The sequence below is a fragment of the Citrobacter sp. Ce006 genome, from assembly GCF_030336535.1.
In the GTDB taxonomy this organism is placed as follows: Bacteria; Pseudomonadota; Gammaproteobacteria; order Enterobacterales; family Enterobacteriaceae; genus Citrobacter; species Citrobacter europaeus.
Window position 1 is genome coordinate 70,959 of sequence record NZ_JAOWDO010000058.1, and the last position, 19,932, is coordinate 90,890.

Here is a 19,932-nt window from a genome sequence, read left to right on the forward strand (position 1 = left end):
TTAATTATGCAAATTCTACTGGTGTATTAATTTTGCCTAACGCAATGGCATCACGCGCAATCATTTTCTCTTCATTTGTGGGAATTACCGCACAAATAACACGAGCATCTTTATTAGAGATAATTCTTTCGCCATGGGAATTTGGCAGGCTATTCATCTCGCTATCGATATTCACACCTAAAACGGCGAGGTGTTCAATAACCAGACGACGAATTAATACCGAGTTCTCACCTATTCCACCGGTGAAAATAATCCCATCAAGACGATGCAGTGATGCGGCATGTCCAGCGATATGACGTGCAATACGATGCACAAACGTTTTAATCGCCAACTGCGCACGCTCATGTCCCTCGTGCCAGGCTTTTTCTAACGTACGTAAGTCAGAGGACAAACCGGAAATACCCAGTAAACCGGACTCTTTATTCACTACACGTTCAAGGTCGCTCAGCGTCTGGTTGGTTTCGCTGGCAATCCACGCCATCGCGCCGAAATCGACGTCGCCGCTGCGTGTGCCCATCATCAGCCCTTCCAGCGGCGTCATGCCCATTGAGGTATCAACGCTCTGTCCGTTACGTACCGCACAGATTGACGCGCCGTTCCCCAGGTGCGCCACAACCAGACCTGAGTCATCATGTTGCAGCTCGAGAAGCTCATGCGCTCGCTGAGAAACATAGCGGTGCGACGTGCCGTGGAAACCGTAACGACGAACGCCCAACTCCTCAAAATATTTCCACGGTAAACCGTACAGATAGGCCTCAGGAGCCATCGTCTGGTGGAAGCTGGTATCAAATACCGCGACCTGCTGCACGCCTGGGAAAAGGTGCTGAGCGGACTCGATCCCACTGAGGTTCGCATAATTATGTAACGGCGCTAAAGGCGATACCCGGCGAATATTGTCGATAACTTCCTCAGTAATAATTGCTGATTCGGTAAAGATATTTCCGCCGTGGGCAATGCGGTGGCCAATTAAGGCCACGCTGTCCATTAAATTACGTTTCTCCAGTTCAACGGCAATTGCTTTTAATGCGTCTTCGTAGCTGTGGTGAGCCAGCTTAGCTGGCTCTCCTCCATTAATTGCTATGAACGCATTTTCAGAGTTAATACCGTCTGCAATTCCCGCCATTAAAACGTCACAGTTTGCTGCATCCAGCACTGAGAATTTAATGGAGGATGAACCACAGTTAATAACCAGTACTACCGGAAACTCATTCATTTCACTACTCCGCTCATCCTGAGCTTAAGGATTAAAACAGTTTGTAGACGATGTTCAGGATGGTCAGCAGACCAATCGCGGTAACAAACACGTTATCCAGACGGCCACGGTATTTCGCCAGTGATGGCGCTTTACGGATGGCGTACATCGGCAGCAGGCAGAGCAGAGAGGCAATAATCGGCGCGCCCATTGCTTCAATCAGGTCCAGGATGTTCGGGTTGGCGTAAGCCACAACCCAGGTGGAACCCATGATGAAGATCATGCTGATGGTATTAAGTTTGCCGGCAGAAACTTTTGTTTTATCGCCTTTGTAACCAAACTTCAGCACCAGACCGTTCAGTCCTTCCAGCGTGCCCAGATAGTGGCCGAAGAAAGATTTGAAGATAGCAACCAGTGCGATGATTGAAGCACCGTATTCCAGAACGGTCGCGAAGGTGGACTTCGTACCGGACAGTGAAGCGAAGTGGTTCGCCAGGTAAGAAAGTACCGGAATGTTTTGCGCTTTCGCATCCGCCATGTTTGCCGGAGACAGCGTGAACAGGCAGCTAAAGGCGAAGAACATAACCACGGCAACCATCAACATACTGGCGCGGGAGATGATTTTGGAACATTTCTGCTCGGTGAACTCGCGACCAAAATCTTTCTCATACTCTTCGCGTTTAGACACCACGAAGGAAGAAACGATAGGTGAGAAGTTGAAAGAGAACACCATGATGGAAATACCCAGCCACACGGTAACCAGGATGCCGTCATGGCCAGTCAGTGCGATATTGCTGAGATCAACCTGATCGATAACCGCAGAGTTCCAGTAAGGGATCAGAGACAGAGAAATAAGCACCAGGCTGGCAATAAACGGCCATACCAGGAAGCTCATCACTTTAACCATCAGATCTTTACCGAACCAGATGACGAATGCCATCAACAGCAGCAGGAACAGTGCCACGAAGCCACGGTTTAACGCGGGCATCTGCAACTGGTTTTCCCAGAAGGTCATAAAGGTGTTGGTAATGGTGACGCCATAAATCCACAGCAGCGGACAAATCGCAAAGAAGTAGAGGAACGTGATAACCACGCCGCCCGTTTTACCAAAGTGCTCTTCAACCGTTTCTGTGATGTTACCGGAAGGATTAGAACCGGAAAGACACAGGCGTGCCAGCGCACGGTGGCAATAGAAGGCAATGGGGTATGCCAGCACCAGCATGATCAGAATGGGGATCAGTCCGCCAAAACCTGCGCGGATAGGGAAGAACAGCACCCCTGCGCCGATGGCTGTACCAAATAAACCCAGTGTCCAGGTGGTGTCCGATTTGCGCCAGGACGACTGTTTTGTCTGGCTGGATACAATGCTATCAGTAGTACTCATATCCTATCCTCAACGAAGTATATTAAGCGTCAACTAAACCAGTAATTTGAGATACACGAGAAAGGTCGATATTACCGCCAGAAATAATGCTGACTGTTTTTCTGTTCTGGATATAGCTATCTAATTTCCCGCTTAATAATGCTGCGCATGCCAGCGCGCCGGCACCTTCAGTCACAACTTTATTTCGCTGAATTAATGCCACCATGCTGTTGCGAATTTCATCTTCGCTGACCAGGACAATGTCATCCACCAACTCACGAACAATTTCATACGTTAAAGTACCCGGGCGGGAAACGTCACAACCATCCGCCAGGGTGCCGGTCGTTCGGTGCGTGGTTATTTCTCCAGCGTGGAAAGAAGCCGCCATGCCGTGAACGTTTTCAGACTGCACGCCAATAATTTTAATGGTCGGGTTAATAGACTTAATTGCCACCGCAATACCAGCAATCAGTCCGCCACCGCCAATTGGCACAATCACGTTATCGACATCGTACAGATCTTCCAGAATTTCCAGACCAATAGTCCCCTGACCTGCAATGACTTTCGGGTCATCATATGGCGGAATAAAGATACGGCCTTCCGTTTCCACAATCTCGCTAACCTTAGCGATGGTGTCGTTGAAGTTGTCGCCATGCAGCACAACTTCTGCGGAATAATCACAGGTTGCAGCAACTTTAGACTTCGGCGCGCCTTTCGGCATCACCACTTTGCCGTCGATTCCGAGCATAGCGCAGGAGAGAGAAACGCCTTGCGCATGGTTACCTGCAGAGCAAGCCACCACACCCTTACATCTTTCAGCTTCGGTTAATGAACTGAGCTTGTTAAACGCGCCACGGATTTTAAATGAACCGGTACGCTGCATGTTTTCAAACTTGAGGAAAATTTCCCCTTTGCAACGTTCACTAAAATAGTTAGAGCGAGGCATTCCCGTTTTATAAATTTTCCCCGCCAGTCTTTTTTTCGCTTCGAGGATATCTTCAATTGCAACTGGGAGATCGTATGTAATGTGCATTAGAACCTCTTACTAGGGTATTAAAGTAAATAGATAGCCGTGACCATTGTCAGATATAGACAGATGGCGTTGATTTCGTGTTAAAACAAATTCAATCTTTAATCAATTTCAATTAATTGCCTTCGTCTCCGACAATTATATGATGAATATTCTTTGGCTAATTCCACCAAAATAGATGCTGCTTTTTTAATTCGATAATTTTTCGACCATACGGCGGCATAACGCGCGACGGGTAAGGTTTCTTCTACCGGGATAGTAATAAACTGGTTTGAGCCAAACGGTGTGGTCATATCGCAGGGAATTACTGTTAAGAAATCAGCACTGAGAACAAGATTATAAATCGTAACGACGGAGTCTGTATTAACGATGTTTTCACTGCTGATGCCATTATTCTGTAACGTGGTAAGAAGTTCGCTGTAGTAACCCATATTCGTTTGTGGCAACACCCACTGTTCGTTTTTCAACGCGCTCAGCGAGGTGATGCCGGTGCATGTTCGGGACTTGCTGGCGACCAGGATAAAGTCTGACTCAAAGAGCGGCTCAACGTGCAGATCGTGCAGTTTCATCTCATCACTCAGCGTACCGATAGCGAAGTCCAGACGTCCGTCACGAATCGCCGGTAAGAAGGAGGAGAGCTGAGCTTCATACATAGAAACCTGCGCTTTCGGAAACACTTCTTTGAATTTTTTAATCATGCCGGACATGATGGTGAAGGCAATCAGTGAAGGAAAGCCAAACGACACATCAACGACCGCGTTGCTCGTCATGCTGTTCATCTCATCAACCATGTTTTTCATTTCACGGGTAATAGATTCAGACCATGAGAGCATCACCTGACCTGCCTGAGTTAATGTCACACCAGTATTTTTACGTACAACTAACTCAATACCGAAATAAGCTTCTACATCATTAATGATTTTGCTGACAGCCGGTTGAGTTAAACCTAATTCTTTTGCAGCTGAGCCGATAGAACCACTTCTAATGACTTCCTGAAAGACCACTAAGTGCTGTGTTTTAGGGAGTGTAATAGTATTCATATCGACCTACGCTAATTACTTTGTTGACGGCAGGAAGTGTACCAAATTAAGCGAACAAGGATATGTGCTACCACTCACAAATCCCCTTGACTTACATTTTGTAAGACTATTATGAAAATTGAAATCACTTAATAATCATATAGATATGAAATATTGATCTCACTTTATCCTGACTTTAATCAAAAAAAGATGGGGGGATAACGATTTTTTATGGCTATAACGACATCATTTTCCCTGCTATTTCTTAAATCCATGAAAGGCTATATTTCAATCAATTACAGAGTAATTATCAGGCAAAACGGTGCTTAAATTTAATAAGCAATTTATCAAAAATAATTTGATTTTATTGTTTATAGTGATTAAATAACGTTATGCATCACGTTTTTCGACCTTATTTGTTTGTAAAGAAACATTACATTTATCAATATTTAAAACAATGAAAACAAACCATCACCATACGTAACATTATTATAACACTTGTTTTGCGCACTTTGTCAGCAACTAATTTTGTGATAGCGATCGATTGCGCGTGATTATTCTCGGAAAAAACGTATCGCATAGCGTTTTGTGTTGCCCATCACAAAACAAGAAATATCCCGAGAGACATTTCCTCTTATAAAAGAAGCCAGCAACATAAATAAGAACTAAATAAAGATTAGATGAATGGAAAATAAAACGCCAGATTCGGGGTAAACCAATCGCAATACTATCAGGAAAATATTTGCCGGATGGCGGTGTAAACACCTTATCCGGCCTACCAAACCAGTTCCACCCATCCCAGTAGGCCTGATAAGCGTAGCGCCATCAAGCATGACAACCAGCTCATACAGCAAAAACCCCGCCGAAGCGGGGTTTTATAAAGAGTGAAGCTGACCGATAAGCCGCGTTCTTTTGAGCATAGCGTCGTGGACAGTCATTCATCCAGCCTGCCCAGAAAGCAAAAACCCCGCCGAAGCGGGGTCTTATAAAGAGTGAAGCGGATCGATAAGCCGCGTTCTTTTGAGCATAGCGTCGTGGACAGTCATTCATCCAACCTGCCCAGAAAGCAAAAACCCCGCCGAAGCGGGGTTTTATAAAGAGTGAAGCTGACCGATAAGCCGGGTTCTGTCGTGGACAGTCATTCATCTAGGCCAGCAATCGCTCACTGGCTCAAGCAGCCTACCCGGGTTCAGTACGGGCCGTACCTTGTGAACCCCTATTTGGCCTTGCTCCGGGTGGAGTTTACCGTGCCACGGACTGTTACCAGCCGCGCGGTGCGCTCTTACCGCACCCTTTCACCCTTACCTGATCCCACTTACGTGGGCCATCGGCGGTTTGCTCTCTGTTGCACTGGTCGTGGGTTTCCCCCCCAGGCGTTACCTGGCACCCTGCCCTATGGAGCCCGGACTTTCCTCCCCTCCGCCCGTCTCCCCCGAAGAGGACGACGACGAAGCGGCGACTGTCTGGTCAGCTTCGGCGCGCAGTATAGAGGGTTTGCGGAGCAATGTCACCCCGCACTGCGTATTCCTATCGCCAACGTGGCGGCGATGTTTCTTGAAGCGCGATAAATATTATCAAATGCCCCACGGAAGGCCTCTTCCAGCGTGCCGATGCTGGTCAATACGCTAAACACCGCATCGATACCATATTGATGCACCACCTCTACATCGCGCGTCAGGCTGCCGCCAATACCAATGACTGGCTTGTGGTACTTCTTCGCGACGTTCGCCACACCCACCGGTACTTTGCCGTGAATGCTCTGGCTGTCGATCCGCCCTTCGCCGGTCACCACCAGCGTACAGTCGTGAATATGCTCTTCCAGATTGAGCGCCTGGGTCACAATCTCGATACCGCTGCGCAGCTCCGCGCCTAAAAAAGCCATTAACGCTGCGCCCATTCCGCCAGCAGCACCGGAGCCGGGCACGTCTTTCACATCAACTCGCAGAGACTTTTTAATAATGTCAGCATAGTGAGACAGATTACGGTCCAGTTCGAGAATGCGTTCTTCCGTCGCCCCTTTCTGCGGTCCAAAAATGCGCGAAGCGCCAGAATCGCCAATGAGTGGATTAGTCACATCGCAGGCCACGCGAATGGAACAGGTTTTTAAGCGCGGATCCAGACCCGAGATATCGATAGTATTCAGACTCATCAGGCTTCCGCCACCGTAGCCAATCTCTGTCCCGTTGGCATCGCAAAGTTTCGCCCCCAGCGCCTGCACCATACCCGCGCCACCGTCGTTAGTCGCACTGCCGCCAATGCCTATAATGATGCTCTGCGCACCGCTATCCAACGCCTGCAAAATCAACTCCCCGGTGCCACGCGACGTAGTGACTAAAGGGTTGCGCTTTTCAGGAGGAACCAACGCCAGACCACTGGCTGCCGCCATTTCGATAAACGCGGTTTTACCGTCCCCGGACATGCCCCAGCAGGCATTCACTTTTTCGCCCAGCGGCCCCGTCACCCATGCTGAATGTTCACTCCCTTGCGTCGCGGCAATCATGGCTTCGACCGTTCCTTCACCGCCATCGGCAACCGGAACAGAAACATATTGCGCATCGGGGAAAATTTCCCGAAATCCTTTTTCTATCGCCTGAGCTACCTCGGTGGCAGAAAGGCTTTCTTTATAAGAGTCTGGGGCAATTACGATTTTCATAGTTATGTAGCCTGACTGTGCCGCGCAAGGCAAGAAATACAGGGCGCGCATCCGCGCCCTTCTTGTTAGCGAGTGACTTCCACTTTCGCCAGTTTTTCGTAGTAGCATGCGAGCGCGCTGTGATCGGCTGTCCCCAATCCATCTGCGCGGAGCGCCTGCATCATCTCCATAACTGCAGCAGTCAGCGGCAACTGGGCGCCAACGCCATGAGAGGTATCCAGCGCATTCGCCAGATCTTTGATATGCAGGTCAATACGGAAGCCTGGTTTAAAGTTGCGGTCCATCACCATCGGTGCTTTCGCGTCGAGCACGGTGCTTCCCGCCAGCCCGCCACGGATCGCCTGATACACCAGATCCGGGTTCACACCCGCTTTAGTCGCCAACGTCAGCGCTTCAGACATCGCGGCAATGTTCAGCGCCACAATGACCTGATTCGCCAGCTTGGTGACGTTACCCGCGCCAATTTCACCGGTATGCACCACGGAGCCTGCCATCGCTTTCAGCAGATCGTAGTACTTGTCGAAGATCGCTTTGTCACCGCCAACCATCACCGACAACGTGCCGTCAATCGCTTTTGGCTCGCCGCCGCTGACCGGCGCATCCAGCATATCCACGCCTTTTGCTTTCAGCGCATCGCTAATTTCACGGCTGGCTAACGGCGCGATGGAGCTCATGTCGATAAGCACTGTGCCCGGCTTCGCCCCTTCAATAATGCCGCCTTCACCCAGCGCCACTTCTTTCACATGCGGAGAGTTCGGCAGCATGGTGATGATCACGTCGCACTGCTCGGCAATTTCTTTCGCCGTGGCGGCAGTTTCAGCGCCTGCGGCAATCACTTGTGCAATGGATTCCGGGTTACGGTCAGCAACCACCAGCGAGTAACCTGCCTTGAGGAGGTTTTTACTCATTGGTTTACCCATGATACCGAGGCCAATAAAACCAACTTTCATTGTCATGTCTTTATCTCTCTCTACTGTCGATGGTGGTTATTTCTTAAAAGAATCAGCCAGTTTCTGCGTGGCTGAACGGAACACGCCAAGGTCACTACCAACGGCAACAAACGTCGCGCCCCACTCCAGATAACGACGTGCATCCGCCTCTACCGGGGCCAGAATGCCGCTTGGTTTGCCATGTGCTTTCGCGCGGGCAAAAATGTGCTGGATAGCTTTCTGCACATCAGGATGTGACGCATTGCCAAGGTGGCCTAGCGCCGCAGCCAGATCGCTTGGGCCGACGAAGACACCGTCGACGCCTTCTGTCGCCGCGATTGCGTCAACGTTATCAACGCCCTGCTGACTTTCGATCTGCACGATGATCGTGATGTTCTTATTCGATTGCGCAAAGTAGTCCGGTACGGTGCCAAACATATTGGCGCGATGGGATACGGACACGCCGCGAATACCTTCCGGCGGATAGCGGGTCGATGCCACGGCGTTTACCGCCTCTTCTTCCGTCTCAACGAACGGGATCAGGAAGTTGTAAAACCCGATATCCAGCAGGCGCTTGATGATTACCGGCTCGTTGGTCGGTACGCGCACTACCGGTGCGCTGGCGCTGCCTTTCAGCGCCATCAATTGCGGGATAAACGTCGAGATATCGTTCGGCGCGTGTTCGCCGTCCAGCACCAGCCAGTCAAACCCCGCCAGGCCTAAAACTTCAGTGCTGATTGGGCTGGCTAATGCAGACCAGCAGCCAATCTGAATCTGTTGCGCCGCGAGGGCCGCTTTAAACTTATTCGGGAAAATCGTGTTATTCATCGCCTATACCTTTGTTTATTTCTGCAATTCCATACGTTTAATGTCACCGACAATAAACAGGTAGCAAACCATTGCCATCAGCGCCGAACACCCTACAAACATCAGCGCAGCATTAAATGAGTGCAGCTCGCTCACCAGATACCCAATCACCAGCGGAGTGACGATGGAAGCCACGTTACCAAATACGTTAAATACCCCACCGCACAGACCGACAATCTCTTTCGGCGCGGTATCGGAAATCACCGGCCATCCCAGCGCCCCGAAGCCTTTGCCGAAGAACGCCAGCGCCATCAGTGCGACCACCAGGGTGGTGTTATCGGTGTAGTTACACAGAATAATGGTCGACGCGAGCAGCATGCCGAGCACAATCGGCAGCTTACGCGCCAGTGTGATACTGAAGCCACGTTTAATCAGATAATCAGAGAACACGCCGCCGAGCACACCACCGGCGAATCCGCACAGCGCCGGAATCGAAGCTACCAGGCCAACTTTGAGGATCGACATGCCTTTTTCCTGTACCAGGTAAATCGGGAACCAGGTGAGGAAAAACCAGGTAATTGTGTTGATAAAATACTGGCCGAAGAACACGCCAAGCATCATACGGTTAGTGAGCAACTGCTTGATATAATGCAGTTTAGGACCACCTGACTTCACATCGCACGGCTTTTTGTGGTCCATATCCACGACCGCGCCGTTTTCCGAGATAAACTTCAGTTCTTCTTGCGACATACGCGGATGATCGGTTGGGTTATGAATAAACTTTACCCACAGCCCGGTGAGCACAAAACCAATCACGCCCATTACGGTAAACACGTGCTCCCAGCCCCAGGCGAAGGTCAGCCAGCCGAGCAGCGGAGAAAACAGCGCCAGGGAAAAATACTGCGCGGAATTAAAAATTGCGGATGCCGTACCGCGCTCTTTCGTCGGGAACCAGGCCGCCACGATACGAGCATTCGCCGGAAAGGACGGCGCTTCCGAGAAGCCCAGCATAAAGCGCATGATGAACATTGAAATACCCGCCCAGGCCAGCGGGAACATGTCCACAAAGCCTTGCAGGAAGGTGAACAGTGACCAGAAGAACAGACTGTATGTGTAGACTTTCTTCGAGCCGAATTTATCCAACAGCCAGCCACCGGGGATTTGCATCAACAGGTAAGCCCAGCCGAAGGCGGAGAAAATGTAACCCATAGAGATGGCGCTGAGCTGCAACTCTTTCGCTACTTCCGTGCCGGCAATAGATAGCGTCGCACGGTCCGCATAGTTAACGGCGGTAACGATAAATATTATCAGCAATATTAAATAACGGGTGTGCGTACCTTTCTTTTTCTCGACAACTGTATCCAGAATCATTCTAATTACCTCGGGTACATTAAATTTTTATTATTATTGAGTAGATATTCCTGGTGATAAATTACTGATAATTAGAACGCATAATAATTTATCAGACGCTATAAAACCGTGATTCAGTATAATCAGCAGCGTAACGTTAATCATTGTGCAAGCGCTCATTTATAACGCGTTATTAAATTAATGTTTTGGGCATATGCCCACACGCATGGGCGCTAATGCACACATTTACGTATTGCTGCCCCTGGTAGCCCGGCCTTGCTGAGTTTAAGTGATCATCGTCACATTCTTGGCATTAAACTCCTGACATTCTTATTTCACGATATCGAATCTTTATTACTTACAATTAGATTCAAAATATAAATATTCACACTATTATCACCACCTTGTTGGAGAATACTGGACAATGGCCGACATCGAAATCAGACAAGAATCGCCAACGGCGTTTTATATTAAAGTTCACGAAACAGATAATGTGGCGATAATTGTCAATGACAATGGTCTGAAAGCCGGGACGCGTTTTCCGGACGGACTGGAACTCATTGAACATATTCCCCAGGGCCATAAAGTGGCGCTACTGGATATTCCTGTTCACGGCGAAATTGTGCGTTATGGCGAAGTGATAGGCTATGCCGTTCGCGATATCCCACGCGGCAGCTGGATTGATGAATCAATGGTTGAACTGCCCAAAGCTCCACCGCTGGAGACGCTGCCGCTGGCAACCAAAGTGCCAGAGCCGCTGCCGCCTCTGGAGGGCTATACCTTCGAAGGTTACCGCAATGCTGACGGTAGCGTCGGCACCAAGAATCTGCTCGGCATCTCGACCAGTGTGCACTGCGTGGCGGGTGTGGTGGATTATGTGGTGAAAATCATTGAGCGCGATCTGTTGCCCAAATACCCGAACGTTGATGGCGTGGTGGGGCTCAATCACTTGTACGGCTGCGGCGTGGCGATCAATGCCCCAGCCGCCATTGTGCCGATTCGCACCATTCACAATATTGCGCTTAACCCGAATTTTGGCGGTGAAGTGATGGTCATCGGCCTCGGTTGTGAAAAACTACAGCCAGAGCGCCTGCTCGAAGGTACGCACGATGTGAAAAGTATTCCGGTCGACAGCGCCAGCGTCGTCAGCCTGCAGGATGAAAAGCACATTGGCTTTCAATCGATGGTTGCCGATATTTTGCAGGTGGCCGAACGCCATCTGGCAAAACTCAATCAGCGACAGCGTGAAACCTGCCCGGCATCAGAACTGGTGGTCGGCATGCAGTGCGGCGGCAGCGATGCATTTTCTGGCGTGACGGCCAACCCGGCGGTGGGTTATGCCTCCGACCTGTTAGTACGCTGCGGCGCGACTGTGATGTTCTCTGAAGTTACCGAAGTGCGCGATGCCATCCACCTTCTGACCCCAAGGGCGATTAACGAAGAAGTAGGTAAACGCCTGCTCGAAGAGATGGCCTGGTACGATAACTACCTGGATATGGGCAAAACGGATCGCAGCGCCAACCCTTCTCCGGGCAATAAGAAAGGCGGTCTGGCAAATGTGGTGGAAAAAGCGCTGGGCTCTATTGCCAAGTCCGGCAAGAGCGCCATTGTCGAAGTATTGTCGCCGGGTCAGCGTCCAACCAAACGTGGTCTGATTTACGCCGCAACCCCCGCCAGTGATTTTGTTTGCGGTACGCAGCAGGTCGCTTCCGGAATCACCGTACAGGTGTTCACCACCGGTCGCGGTACGCCGTACGGCCTGATGGCCGTGCCGGTGATAAAAATGGCGACGCGTACTGAGCTGGCCAACCGTTGGTTTGACCTGATGGACATCAACGCAGGCACCATCGCCACCGGAGAAGAAACCATTGAAGACGTGGGTCTGAAACTGTTCGAGTTTATTCTCGACGTCGCCAGCGGACGTAAGAAAACCTTCTCAGATCAGTGGGGGCTGCACAACCAACTGGCGGTGTTTAACCCAGCGCCAGTGACCTGATTGTCCGCAATATTTTCTTCAAGGGCATGTCTTCTGACATGCCTTTTTTTTCGCTATAACTTTCGCAACCCTCCCTTTTCTTTCGAAACTTTCATTTATCAGATCAAAATCACAAAAAAACATTACGAAACCCTATACTTTATTTCGAAGAAAGAAATCGAAAGACTTCGGAGGAAGTATGTTTATCATCTCAAGCAAAATGATGCTGAAGAAGGCGCAGCAAGAAGGCTATGCCGTACCGGCTTTTAACATCCACAACCTGGAGACCCTACAGGTTGTCGTGGAAACAGCAGCCGAACTACGCTCTCCGTTGATCGTCGCCGGCACACCAGGCACTTTTAGTTATGCCGGGGTCGGTAACATCGTTGCTATCGCCAGTGAACTGGCAAGAAGCTGGAACCATCCTCTCGCCATCCATCTCGATCACCACGAAAGTGCCACCGATATTAAAGCGAAAGTCGCTACAGGTATTCGCTCTGTCATGATCGATGGTTCACATCTGCCGTTTGCCGACAACATTGAATTAGTTAAGCACGTAACTGACTACTGCCACCGCTATGACGTAAGCGTTGAAGCTGAGCTGGGACGACTGGGTGGACAAGAAGATGACCTGATCGTGGACGGAAAAGATGCGCTTTATACCCACCCAGAACAGGCTCGGGAGTTTGTGGAAAAAACCGGTATCGACTCACTGGCTGTCGCGATCGGCACAGCCCATGGTTTGTATAGTGCTGAACCTAAACTTGATTTTGAACGACTAGCAGAAATTCGTCAGCGCGTTGATATTCCACTTGTTTTACATGGCGCATCCGGCCTGCCAACACATGATATTAAGTGCGCTATCTCTTTAGGGGTCTGCAAAGTGAACGTCGCGACCGAACTCAAAATCGCCTTTTCTGGCGCACTCAAAACTTATCTGAGTACACATACCAATGCAAATGACCCACGGCATTACATGATGCCAGCAAAAGCCGCCATGAAAGAGGTGGTGCGTAAAGTCATTGCCGATTGCGGCTGTGAAGGAAAATTGTAACCTATTGATTTATTTGATTTGTACGGATTCTGACAAAGGTCTGTTTTAAAGCTGGATCACGAAAGTCGCTTTTACCCTTTGCCTTCAATCCAAAAATATTATGAAGATAAACAAAAGATATCGGAGATAGAAGTGAAAGAAATAATCTCTCGTCATAAAGCAGGTGAGCATTTAGGTATTTGTTCGGTTTGTTCAGCACATCCGCTGGTCATTGAATCCGCATTACGTTTTGATCTCGACACGGATAGTAAAGTTCTGATCGAAGCGACGTCTAATCAGGTTAATCAGTTTGGTGGTTATACCGGAATGAAACCCGCCGATTTCCGTGATTTTGTCTATGGCATCGCACAAGAGATTGGTTTCCCTCGTGAAAGACTGATCCTGGGTGGCGATCACCTCGGTCCTAACTGCTGGCAAAATGAACCTGCGGCGGAAGCGATGGAGAAATCCGTAGCCTTAATTAAAGCCTACGTTGCCGCAGGGTTCAGCAAAATCCACCTCGATGCTTCAATGTCCTGTGCTGACGATCCCACGCCGCTGGATCCGATGGTTGTTGCTCAGCGAGCTGCCGTACTTTGCCAGGCCGCAGAAGCTACGGCAACCGAAGAACAGAAACACCAACTGACTTATGTGATTGGTACTGAGGTTCCTGTTCCCGGTGGCGAAGCCAGTACCATTGGCACTGTTCATGTCACACGCGAAGAAGATGCCGCCCGTACACTGGAAACCCATCAAATTGCCTTTAGAGCATTAGGACTTGAAGAAGCGCTAACTCGCGTGATCGCTATTGTTGTCCAACCCGGCGTCGAATTCGATCACACTCAGATCATTCATTATCAGCCACAGGCTGCAGAAGCGCTTTCAGCCTGGATTAAAGAAACTCCAATGGTTTATGAAGCGCATTCTACAGATTATCAAACCCGCCAGGCATACCGCGCCCTGGTACGCGATCACTATGCAATTTTAAAAGTGGGTCCAGCGCTGACCTTCGCGCTGCGTGAAGCCATTTTTGCGCTAGCGCAAATGGAAAATGAACTGGTTTCTCCAGAGCAGCGGAGCCGGGTTATGGAAGTAATTGACGAAGTTATGCTGAATGAACCGGACTACTGGAAAAAATACTATCGTCCAACCTGGAGCCAGGCGATGGTCGATATTCACTTCAGCCTCTCCGACCGTATTCGTTACTACTGGCCGCATCCTCGCATTCGTCAAAGTGTAGAGAAATTAATCACCAACCTTAATGACGTTGCTTTACCACTGGGACTCATTAGCCAGTTTATGCCCGTGCAATTTGAACGCCTGACTGAAGGGACGTTAACCGCCACACCACATAATCTGATTATCGACAAAATCCAGGACGTTCTGCGCGCCTATCGCTTTGGTTGCGCACCAGCAAGTGCCTGAAATCTGGAGAATATATGAGCCAACTTTTTGTTCGAACAGGTATTGATTTTAGCTCGTGTCAGCATGCGCTGACACATATTGGAGAGGAGATGCTGGCCAAAGGGGTCGTGTATGAAAGCTATCCGCAGGCCCTGATTGAGCGTGAAGCAACTTTTCCAACCGGAATAGCGCTGGAACGTCATGCCGTCGCGATTCCGCATTGTGAAGCTATTCATGCGAAATCGCCTGCAATCTATCTGATTCGCCCGGATACACCGGTCAACTTTCAACAAGCGGATGATGACGAAGAGATAGCCGTCTCTTTAATTATTGCCCTGATTGTTGAGAACCCAACGGCGCAACTGAAGCTCCTGCGTCGTCTGTTTAGTGAGCTACAAAACCCGAACACCATTGAAGCATTGTTGAATGCGCCCGATGCAGAACTGGCAATGCTGTTTCGGGAAAAAATCCTTGAGACTGAGCCCTGCGCACAGGCTTGAAAAGATACTGATAATAAAAGGAATACCCTATGAAACGTAAAGTAATTGTGGCTTGTGGCGGTGCTGTAGCAACTTCAACAATGGCAGCTGAAGAAATTAAAGAACTCTGTGAAGCCAACAATATCCAACTCGACCTGGTTCAGTGCCGGGTAACAGAAATCGAAACCTATATGGATGGCGCGGATCTTATTTGTACCACAGCCCGCGTTGACCGTACGTTTGGCGATATCCCGGTCGTTCACGGCATGCCTTTTGTCTCAGGCGTGGGTATCGAAGCGTTGCAGCAAAAAATACTGACTATCCTCGTGGGGTAACGCCATGTTTAGCGAAATAATGCGTTATATCCTCGACTTAGGTCCAACGGTTATGCTGCCGTTAGTGATCATCATCTTCTCAAAATTATTGGGAATGAAGCTCGGGGATTGTTTTAAATCCGGCCTGCATATTGGTATTGGCTTTGTCGGGATCGGCCTGGTCATTGGCCTGATGCTTGACTCTATCGGCCCTGCCGCAAAAGCGATGGCGGAACAGTTTCAAATCAACCTGCATGTCATTGATGTCGGCTGGCCGGGTTCATCACCAATGACCTGGGCTTCACAAATTGCATTAATTGCAATTCCTGTCGCTATTGGGGTCAATATCCTGATGCTGGTTACCCGCATGACTCGCGTAGTAAACGTCGATATCTGGAATATCTGGCATATGACGTTTACCGGTGCCATGTTGCATCTGGCGACCGGTTCATACTGGCTGGGTATTCTCGGCGTGGTAGTTCATGCAGCCTTCGTCTACAAACTAGGCGACTGGTTTGCCAAAGACACGCGTGACTTTTTTGGTCTGGAAGGCATTGCCATTCCTCACGGTTCCTCGGCGTACCTGGGCCCTATAGCAGTCCTGGTAGATACGATCATTGAAAAAATCCCGGGACTGAACCGCATTCATTTTAGTGCAGATGATGTACAAAAACGTTTTGGCCCCTTCGGTGAACCTGTAACCGTTGGCTTTGTGATGGGATTAGTTATCGGCATGCTAGCTGGGTATGACGTTAAAGCTGTGCTGCAACTGGCGGTGAAAACGGCTGCCGTTATGTTGCTCATGCCGCGTGTCATTAAACCGATTATGGATGGCCTAACTCCTATCGCTAAACATGCCCGTAAACGCCTGCAGGCAAAATTTGGCGGACAGGAGTTCCTAATCGGTCTGGACCCTGCGCTACTGCTCGGCCATACGTCGGTGGTTTCCGCCAGCCTGATCTTTATTCCGCTGACTATTCTGATTGCCGTCCTGGTACCAGGTAATCAGGTACTGCCATTCGGCGATCTCGCGACCATTGGTTTCTTTGTTGCCATGGCGGTAGCCGTTCATCAGGGGAACTTGTTCCGTACGCTGATCTCCGGCGTCATCATCATGGGTATCACTCTATGGATAGCCACGCAAACTATTGGTCTACATACCCAGCTTGCCGCCAATGCAGGCGCACTGAAAGCAGGTGGTATGGTTGCATCGATGGATCAGGGAGGTTCCCCAATCACCTGGCTGCTGATTCAACTCTTCACCTGGCAGAACGTAGTGGGCTTCATCATTATCGCTGCGATTTACCTGTTGGGTGTACTACTGACATGGCGTCGGGCACGTAATTTTGTGGCGGCTGAAAAAGCAGCAGCCATAACGGAAAGCCAGACCGCATCTTAATTTCTGGGGAGCATTTGCTCCCCTTCACATTTATGGAGACATTTATGAAATCAGTGGTGATTCACGCTGAGGGCGACGTACGCGTTGAAGAACGTCCCATTCCGCAGCTACAGGCTGATGACGATGTACTGGTCAAGGTGGTTAGTTCAGGGCTTTGTGGCTCGGATATTCCCCGTATATTTAATCATGGCGCTCACTATTATCCGATAACGCTGGGGCATGAGTTCAGCGGCTATGTTGAGTCCTACGGTGCAGCAGTTACCGACTTACAACCCGGCGATGCTGTTGCCTGCGTTCCATTACTCCCCTGCTTCCACTGCCCTCAGTGCGAGCGAGGATTCTTCTCATTATGTAAGCAATATCAGTTTGTCGGCTCGCGCAGCGAAGGTGGAAACGCAGAATATGTGGTCGTAAAACGCGCCAACCTGTTCCGATTACCTTCAGAAATGCCGATTGATGATGGCGCATTCATTGAGCCCATTACCGTTGGCCTGCATGCTTTTCATCTCGCTCAGGGGTGTGAAGGCAAAAACGTGATCATCGTTGGAGCAGGTACCATCGGTTTACTGGCAATGCAATGTGCTCGCGAACTCGGCGCAAAAAGTATCACGGCGATTGATATCAACCCACAAAAGCTGGCGTTAGCAAAAGAACTGGGGGCAACCTATGTGTTTAACAGTAGGGAGATGAGTGCGACTGAGATCCACGCTGGTCTGGAGAACATTCAATTTGATCAACTCGTCCTGGAGACTGCAGGAACCCCGCAAACTGTGACTCTGTCGATCGAAATTGCCGGACCTCGTGCTCAACTGGCGTTAGTCGGTACGTTGCATCACGATCTGGCGTTGGCTTCAGGTATTTTTGGGCAAATATTGCGTAAAGAATTAACCATTCTTGGCAGTTGGATGAATTATTCCAGCCCGTGGCCTGGAGAAGAGTGGGAAACCGCGGCCCGTTTACTCACGGAAAAGCGCTTGCAGCTTGAACCGTTAATTGCCCACAGCGGTGATACCGAGAGCTTTGCCAGCGCGGTCAAATCACTTAATGGCGCGCCGATGCAGGGGAAAATTCTACTTAAACTCTCCTGACCTCACGAGCCAGCAACCTGCGCTGGCTCACATTTACTTTCGAAATTTAGCGTTCACCTTTCGCAATCCTTCGATTAAACTAGTGACAGTCAAATTATCAGGCAAATCAATATGAACTCATTTGAGAGAAGGAATAAAATTGTCGACCTGATTAATACGCAAGGTAGCGTACTGGTAATGGACCTTTCGAATACCTTTGGTATTTCTGAAGTAACCATTCGCGCCGACCTGCGGTTATTAGAAGAGAAGGGTCTGGTCACCCGTTTTCATGGCGGTGCGGCAAAACCTGGAAGCCATCTGGCTGAAGGTGACAATCAGGAAGTATTATTAGAAGATCGGTATCAGCTTGCCAGCGATCCTAAAAAGCGGATCGCTCAGGCTGCTACAGCAATGGTCGAGGAAGGAATGACCGTGATTCTGGATAGCGGAAGCACGACCCTACTGATCGCCGAGGCGCTAAACCGAAAAAGTAACATCACCGTTATTACCAATAGCCTGCCCGCTGCGTTTACATTATCGGAAAACAAAGACATTACGCTGGTCGTCTGCGGAGGCACGGTGCGCCACAAAACTCATTCAATGCATGGCACTATCGCTGAACGTTCCCTGCAAGGAATAAGCGCTGACCTGATGTTCGTGGGCGCTGACGGGATTGATGCCACTAATGGTATTACGACATTCAACGAAGGTTATTCGATTAGTAGCGTGATGGCTGCTGCTGCACATAAGGTCATTGCCGTACTGGATGCGACAAAATTTAACCGACGTGGCTTTAATCAGGTACTTCCAATGGAGAAGATTAACTGCGTAATAACCGACGACAGCATCAGCAAACAAGATAAATCTGCGCTGGTTAAGACAGGCGTCGAACTGCTGGTCGTTTAAACAACCCGCCACATCCCCCCTTTTGTCGCGCCAACGCGTTGCAGTTTGCCTTTTAGCTGCAACGCTTTCAAATAGCGCTCTACGGTTCGGGCTGAGATTTCACACTCATCAGCGATACTTTTGGCGGATCTGCCCGGCTGATGCGACAAGATTTGTAGAATGCGTTTTTCTATATCCAGTAAATCAGCCGACATTTCTTCCGACATTTCTTCCGACATTTCTTCCGACATTTCTTCCGACAGAGTTGATGATTTTCCCAATCCCTCTTGCAAAGCAGAGATGATATTTTCCAGGATAAACTCTATAAATGGCGTGCAGCTACTTTGTCGATCGCACTGCCCTAATACCTGGTAATAGCGGTCCTGTTGGTAGTGGATCAGTGTCTCTACCGGTAACCACGCCAATTCTGATCGCCACTCACGGAGGATTAATGTCTGCCACAGACGTCCCATCCGTCCATTGCCGTCAGAAAAAGGATGAATAAATTCAAACTCATAATGGAAAACAGCACCAGCAATCAGTGGGTGGAGTTCTGTCGTTTTTAACCAGCCCAGTAGATCATTCATCAAACGTAAAACTTGTGAGGCCGGAGGAGCCATATGAATAAGCTGTTTTTCCCTGTAAACACAAACATTTCCGGCACGTAGCTGGCCTGGATTATCGACCAGACCGAGCATAAGGACCCGATGTGCCTGTAAAAGATCGGATAATTTTCCACTTTTCCATTCCGACATCTTTTCATAGGCCAGAATCGCATTTCTCACTTCCTGTATGTCTTTAGCAGGCGCCAGAATACGTTTTCCTTCCATCAGCGCGGTGACTTGTTCCGTCGTCAACGAATTATGCTCAATCGCTAAAGAGGCCTGAATCGTGCGAATACGATTCTCTTTACGCAAAAGAGGAGATGCCCTACCAGCCATCGCTGCCCAATGCCCCATCAATTCACCAATTTCAATGACTTGATTGAGGATCAATGGAGTGACGACGAAAGGTGGTTGGTAGGTGCTCACTC

General features: G+C 49.4%; 17 protein-coding genes and 1 other RNA gene. 8 read left to right on the forward strand and 10 right to left on the reverse strand.

Going from position 1 to position 19,932, the window contains the following annotated elements:
- Window positions 1–4: 4 nt before the first annotated feature.
- The 9 genes from tdcD to garP form a co-directional block, all read right to left on the reverse strand.
- Complete coding sequence (gene tdcD / locus OGV94_RS05315; protein WP_043017751.1) at window positions 5–1,213, reverse strand: propionate kinase; 1,209 nt, start codon at window positions 1,211–1,213, stop codon at window positions 5–7.
- A 31-nt stretch (window positions 1,214–1,244) separates the two neighbouring features.
- Window positions 1,245–2,576 carry a threonine/serine transporter TdcC gene (gene tdcC / locus OGV94_RS05320; protein WP_043017752.1) on the reverse strand — a complete coding sequence of 444 codons (1,332 nt, stop codon included), beginning with the start codon at window positions 2,574–2,576 and terminating at the stop codon, window positions 1,245–1,247.
- A gap of 22 nt (window positions 2,577–2,598) precedes the next feature.
- Entirely contained in the window at window positions 2,599–3,588 is a 990-nt protein-coding gene (gene tdcB, locus OGV94_RS05325) for a bifunctional threonine ammonia-lyase/L-serine ammonia-lyase TdcB (protein WP_003828594.1), read from the reverse strand.
- A 98-nt stretch (window positions 3,589–3,686) separates the two neighbouring features.
- Window positions 3,687–4,625, reverse strand: coding sequence for a transcriptional regulator TdcA (tdcA, locus tag OGV94_RS05330; RefSeq protein ID WP_047408417.1), 939 nt, complete (start codon window positions 4,623–4,625; stop codon window positions 3,687–3,689).
- Window positions 4,626–5,702: 1,077 nt separating this feature from the next.
- Window positions 5,703–6,079, reverse strand: an RNA gene (gene rnpB, locus OGV94_RS05335) — RNase P RNA component class A.
- Window positions 6,080–6,111: 32 nt separating this feature from the next.
- Entirely contained in the window at window positions 6,112–7,257 is a 1,146-nt protein-coding gene (gene garK, locus OGV94_RS05340) for a glycerate 2-kinase (RefSeq protein WP_043018011.1), read from the reverse strand.
- 65 nt (window positions 7,258–7,322) lie between these two features.
- Complete coding sequence (garR, locus tag OGV94_RS05345) at window positions 7,323–8,213, reverse strand: 2-hydroxy-3-oxopropionate reductase (protein ID WP_043017754.1); 891 nt, start codon at window positions 8,211–8,213, stop codon at window positions 7,323–7,325.
- A 30-nt stretch (window positions 8,214–8,243) separates the two neighbouring features.
- Window positions 8,244–9,014 (reverse strand): 2-dehydro-3-deoxyglucarate aldolase, encoded by a 771-nt coding sequence (gene garL / locus OGV94_RS05350; protein WP_005131731.1) that lies wholly within the window; start codon window positions 9,012–9,014, stop codon window positions 8,244–8,246.
- A gap of 15 nt (window positions 9,015–9,029) precedes the next feature.
- Complete coding sequence (gene garP / locus OGV94_RS05355; RefSeq protein WP_286522787.1) at window positions 9,030–10,364, reverse strand: galactarate/glucarate/glycerate transporter GarP; 1,335 nt, start codon at window positions 10,362–10,364, stop codon at window positions 9,030–9,032.
- A gap of 403 nt (window positions 10,365–10,767) precedes the next feature.
- Between garP and garD the strand changes: the two genes are divergently transcribed.
- The 8 genes from garD (at window position 10,768) to OGV94_RS05395 (ending at window position 18,920) form a co-directional block, all read left to right on the forward strand.
- On the forward strand, window positions 10,768–12,339 hold the full coding sequence (gene garD / locus OGV94_RS05360; RefSeq protein ID WP_080626055.1) for a galactarate dehydratase: 1,572 nt from the start codon (window positions 10,768–10,770) through the stop codon (window positions 12,337–12,339).
- Between the two features lie 178 nt (window positions 12,340–12,517).
- The gene (locus OGV94_RS05365) at window positions 12,518–13,372 is read left to right on the forward strand and encodes a tagatose bisphosphate family class II aldolase (RefSeq protein WP_087051138.1); all 855 of its coding nucleotides are present in this window, start codon (window positions 12,518–12,520) and stop codon (window positions 13,370–13,372) included.
- Between the two features lie 132 nt (window positions 13,373–13,504).
- On the forward strand, window positions 13,505–14,776 hold the full coding sequence (gene gatZ / locus OGV94_RS05370; protein ID WP_087051137.1) for a tagatose-bisphosphate aldolase subunit GatZ: 1,272 nt from the start codon (window positions 13,505–13,507) through the stop codon (window positions 14,774–14,776).
- A 14-nt stretch (window positions 14,777–14,790) separates the two neighbouring features.
- Window positions 14,791–15,255 (forward strand): PTS galactitol transporter subunit IIA, encoded by a 465-nt coding sequence (gene gatA, locus OGV94_RS05375; RefSeq protein WP_087051136.1) that lies wholly within the window; start codon window positions 14,791–14,793, stop codon window positions 15,253–15,255.
- Between the two features lie 29 nt (window positions 15,256–15,284).
- Window positions 15,285–15,569: a PTS galactitol transporter subunit IIB gene (gatB, locus tag OGV94_RS05380; protein ID WP_003828616.1), complete on the forward strand. Its 285-nt coding sequence runs from the start codon at window positions 15,285–15,287 to the stop codon at window positions 15,567–15,569.
- A 4-nt stretch (window positions 15,570–15,573) separates the two neighbouring features.
- Complete coding sequence (locus OGV94_RS05385) at window positions 15,574–16,947, forward strand: galactitol-specific PTS transporter subunit IIC (protein WP_003828618.1); 1,374 nt, start codon at window positions 15,574–15,576, stop codon at window positions 16,945–16,947.
- 44 nt (window positions 16,948–16,991) lie between these two features.
- Window positions 16,992–18,035 carry a galactitol-1-phosphate 5-dehydrogenase gene (gatD, locus tag OGV94_RS05390; RefSeq protein ID WP_087051135.1) on the forward strand — a complete coding sequence of 348 codons (1,044 nt, stop codon included), beginning with the start codon at window positions 16,992–16,994 and terminating at the stop codon, window positions 18,033–18,035.
- Window positions 18,036–18,146: 111 nt separating this feature from the next.
- Window positions 18,147–18,920 carry a DeoR/GlpR family DNA-binding transcription regulator gene (locus tag OGV94_RS05395; RefSeq protein WP_044714502.1) on the forward strand — a complete coding sequence of 258 codons (774 nt, stop codon included), beginning with the start codon at window positions 18,147–18,149 and terminating at the stop codon, window positions 18,918–18,920.
- Here the strand turns inward: OGV94_RS05395 and OGV94_RS05400 are convergent.
- The gene (locus OGV94_RS05400; RefSeq protein ID WP_286522789.1) at window positions 18,917–19,930 is read right to left on the reverse strand and encodes a Fic family protein; all 1,014 of its coding nucleotides are present in this window, start codon (window positions 19,928–19,930) and stop codon (window positions 18,917–18,919) included. The genes OGV94_RS05395 and OGV94_RS05400 overlap by 4 nt on opposite strands.
- Between the last annotated feature and the right edge of the window lie 2 nt (window positions 19,931–19,932).

What these genes read in the sequence shown, in the direction of transcription:
- garL (WP_005131731.1), bottom strand. Translation starts at nt 9,014, where the DNA reads ATGAATAACACGATTTTCCCGAATAAGTTTAAAGCGGCCCTCGCGGCG.
- garK (WP_043018011.1), bottom strand. Translation starts at nt 7,257, where the DNA reads ATGAAAATCGTAATTGCCCCAGACTCTTATAAAGAAAGCCTTTCTGCC.
- garD (WP_080626055.1), top strand. Translation starts at nt 10,768, where the DNA reads ATGGCCGACATCGAAATCAGACAAGAATCGCCAACGGCGTTTTATATT.
- tdcB (WP_003828594.1), bottom strand. Translation starts at nt 3,588, where the DNA reads ATGCACATTACATACGATCTCCCAGTTGCAATTGAAGATATCCTCGAA.
- tdcD (WP_043017751.1), bottom strand. Translation starts at nt 1,213, where the DNA reads ATGAATGAGTTTCCGGTAGTACTGGTTATTAACTGTGGTTCATCCTCC.
- gatA (WP_087051136.1), top strand. Translation starts at nt 14,791, where the DNA reads ATGAGCCAACTTTTTGTTCGAACAGGTATTGATTTTAGCTCGTGTCAG.
- gatD (WP_087051135.1), top strand. Translation starts at nt 16,992, where the DNA reads ATGAAATCAGTGGTGATTCACGCTGAGGGCGACGTACGCGTTGAAGAA.
- OGV94_RS05385 (WP_003828618.1), top strand. Translation starts at nt 15,574, where the DNA reads ATGTTTAGCGAAATAATGCGTTATATCCTCGACTTAGGTCCAACGGTT.
- OGV94_RS05365 (WP_087051138.1), top strand. Translation starts at nt 12,518, where the DNA reads ATGTTTATCATCTCAAGCAAAATGATGCTGAAGAAGGCGCAGCAAGAA.
- gatB (WP_003828616.1), top strand. Translation starts at nt 15,285, where the DNA reads ATGAAACGTAAAGTAATTGTGGCTTGTGGCGGTGCTGTAGCAACTTCA.
- OGV94_RS05395 (WP_044714502.1), top strand. Translation starts at nt 18,147, where the DNA reads ATGAACTCATTTGAGAGAAGGAATAAAATTGTCGACCTGATTAATACG.
- garR (WP_043017754.1), bottom strand. Translation starts at nt 8,213, where the DNA reads ATGACAATGAAAGTTGGTTTTATTGGCCTCGGTATCATGGGTAAACCA.
- tdcC (WP_043017752.1), bottom strand. Translation starts at nt 2,576, where the DNA reads ATGAGTACTACTGATAGCATTGTATCCAGCCAGACAAAACAGTCGTCC.
- tdcA (WP_047408417.1), bottom strand. Translation starts at nt 4,625, where the DNA reads ATGAATACTATTACACTCCCTAAAACACAGCACTTAGTGGTCTTTCAG.
- garP (WP_286522787.1), bottom strand. Translation starts at nt 10,364, where the DNA reads ATGATTCTGGATACAGTTGTCGAGAAAAAGAAAGGTACGCACACCCGT.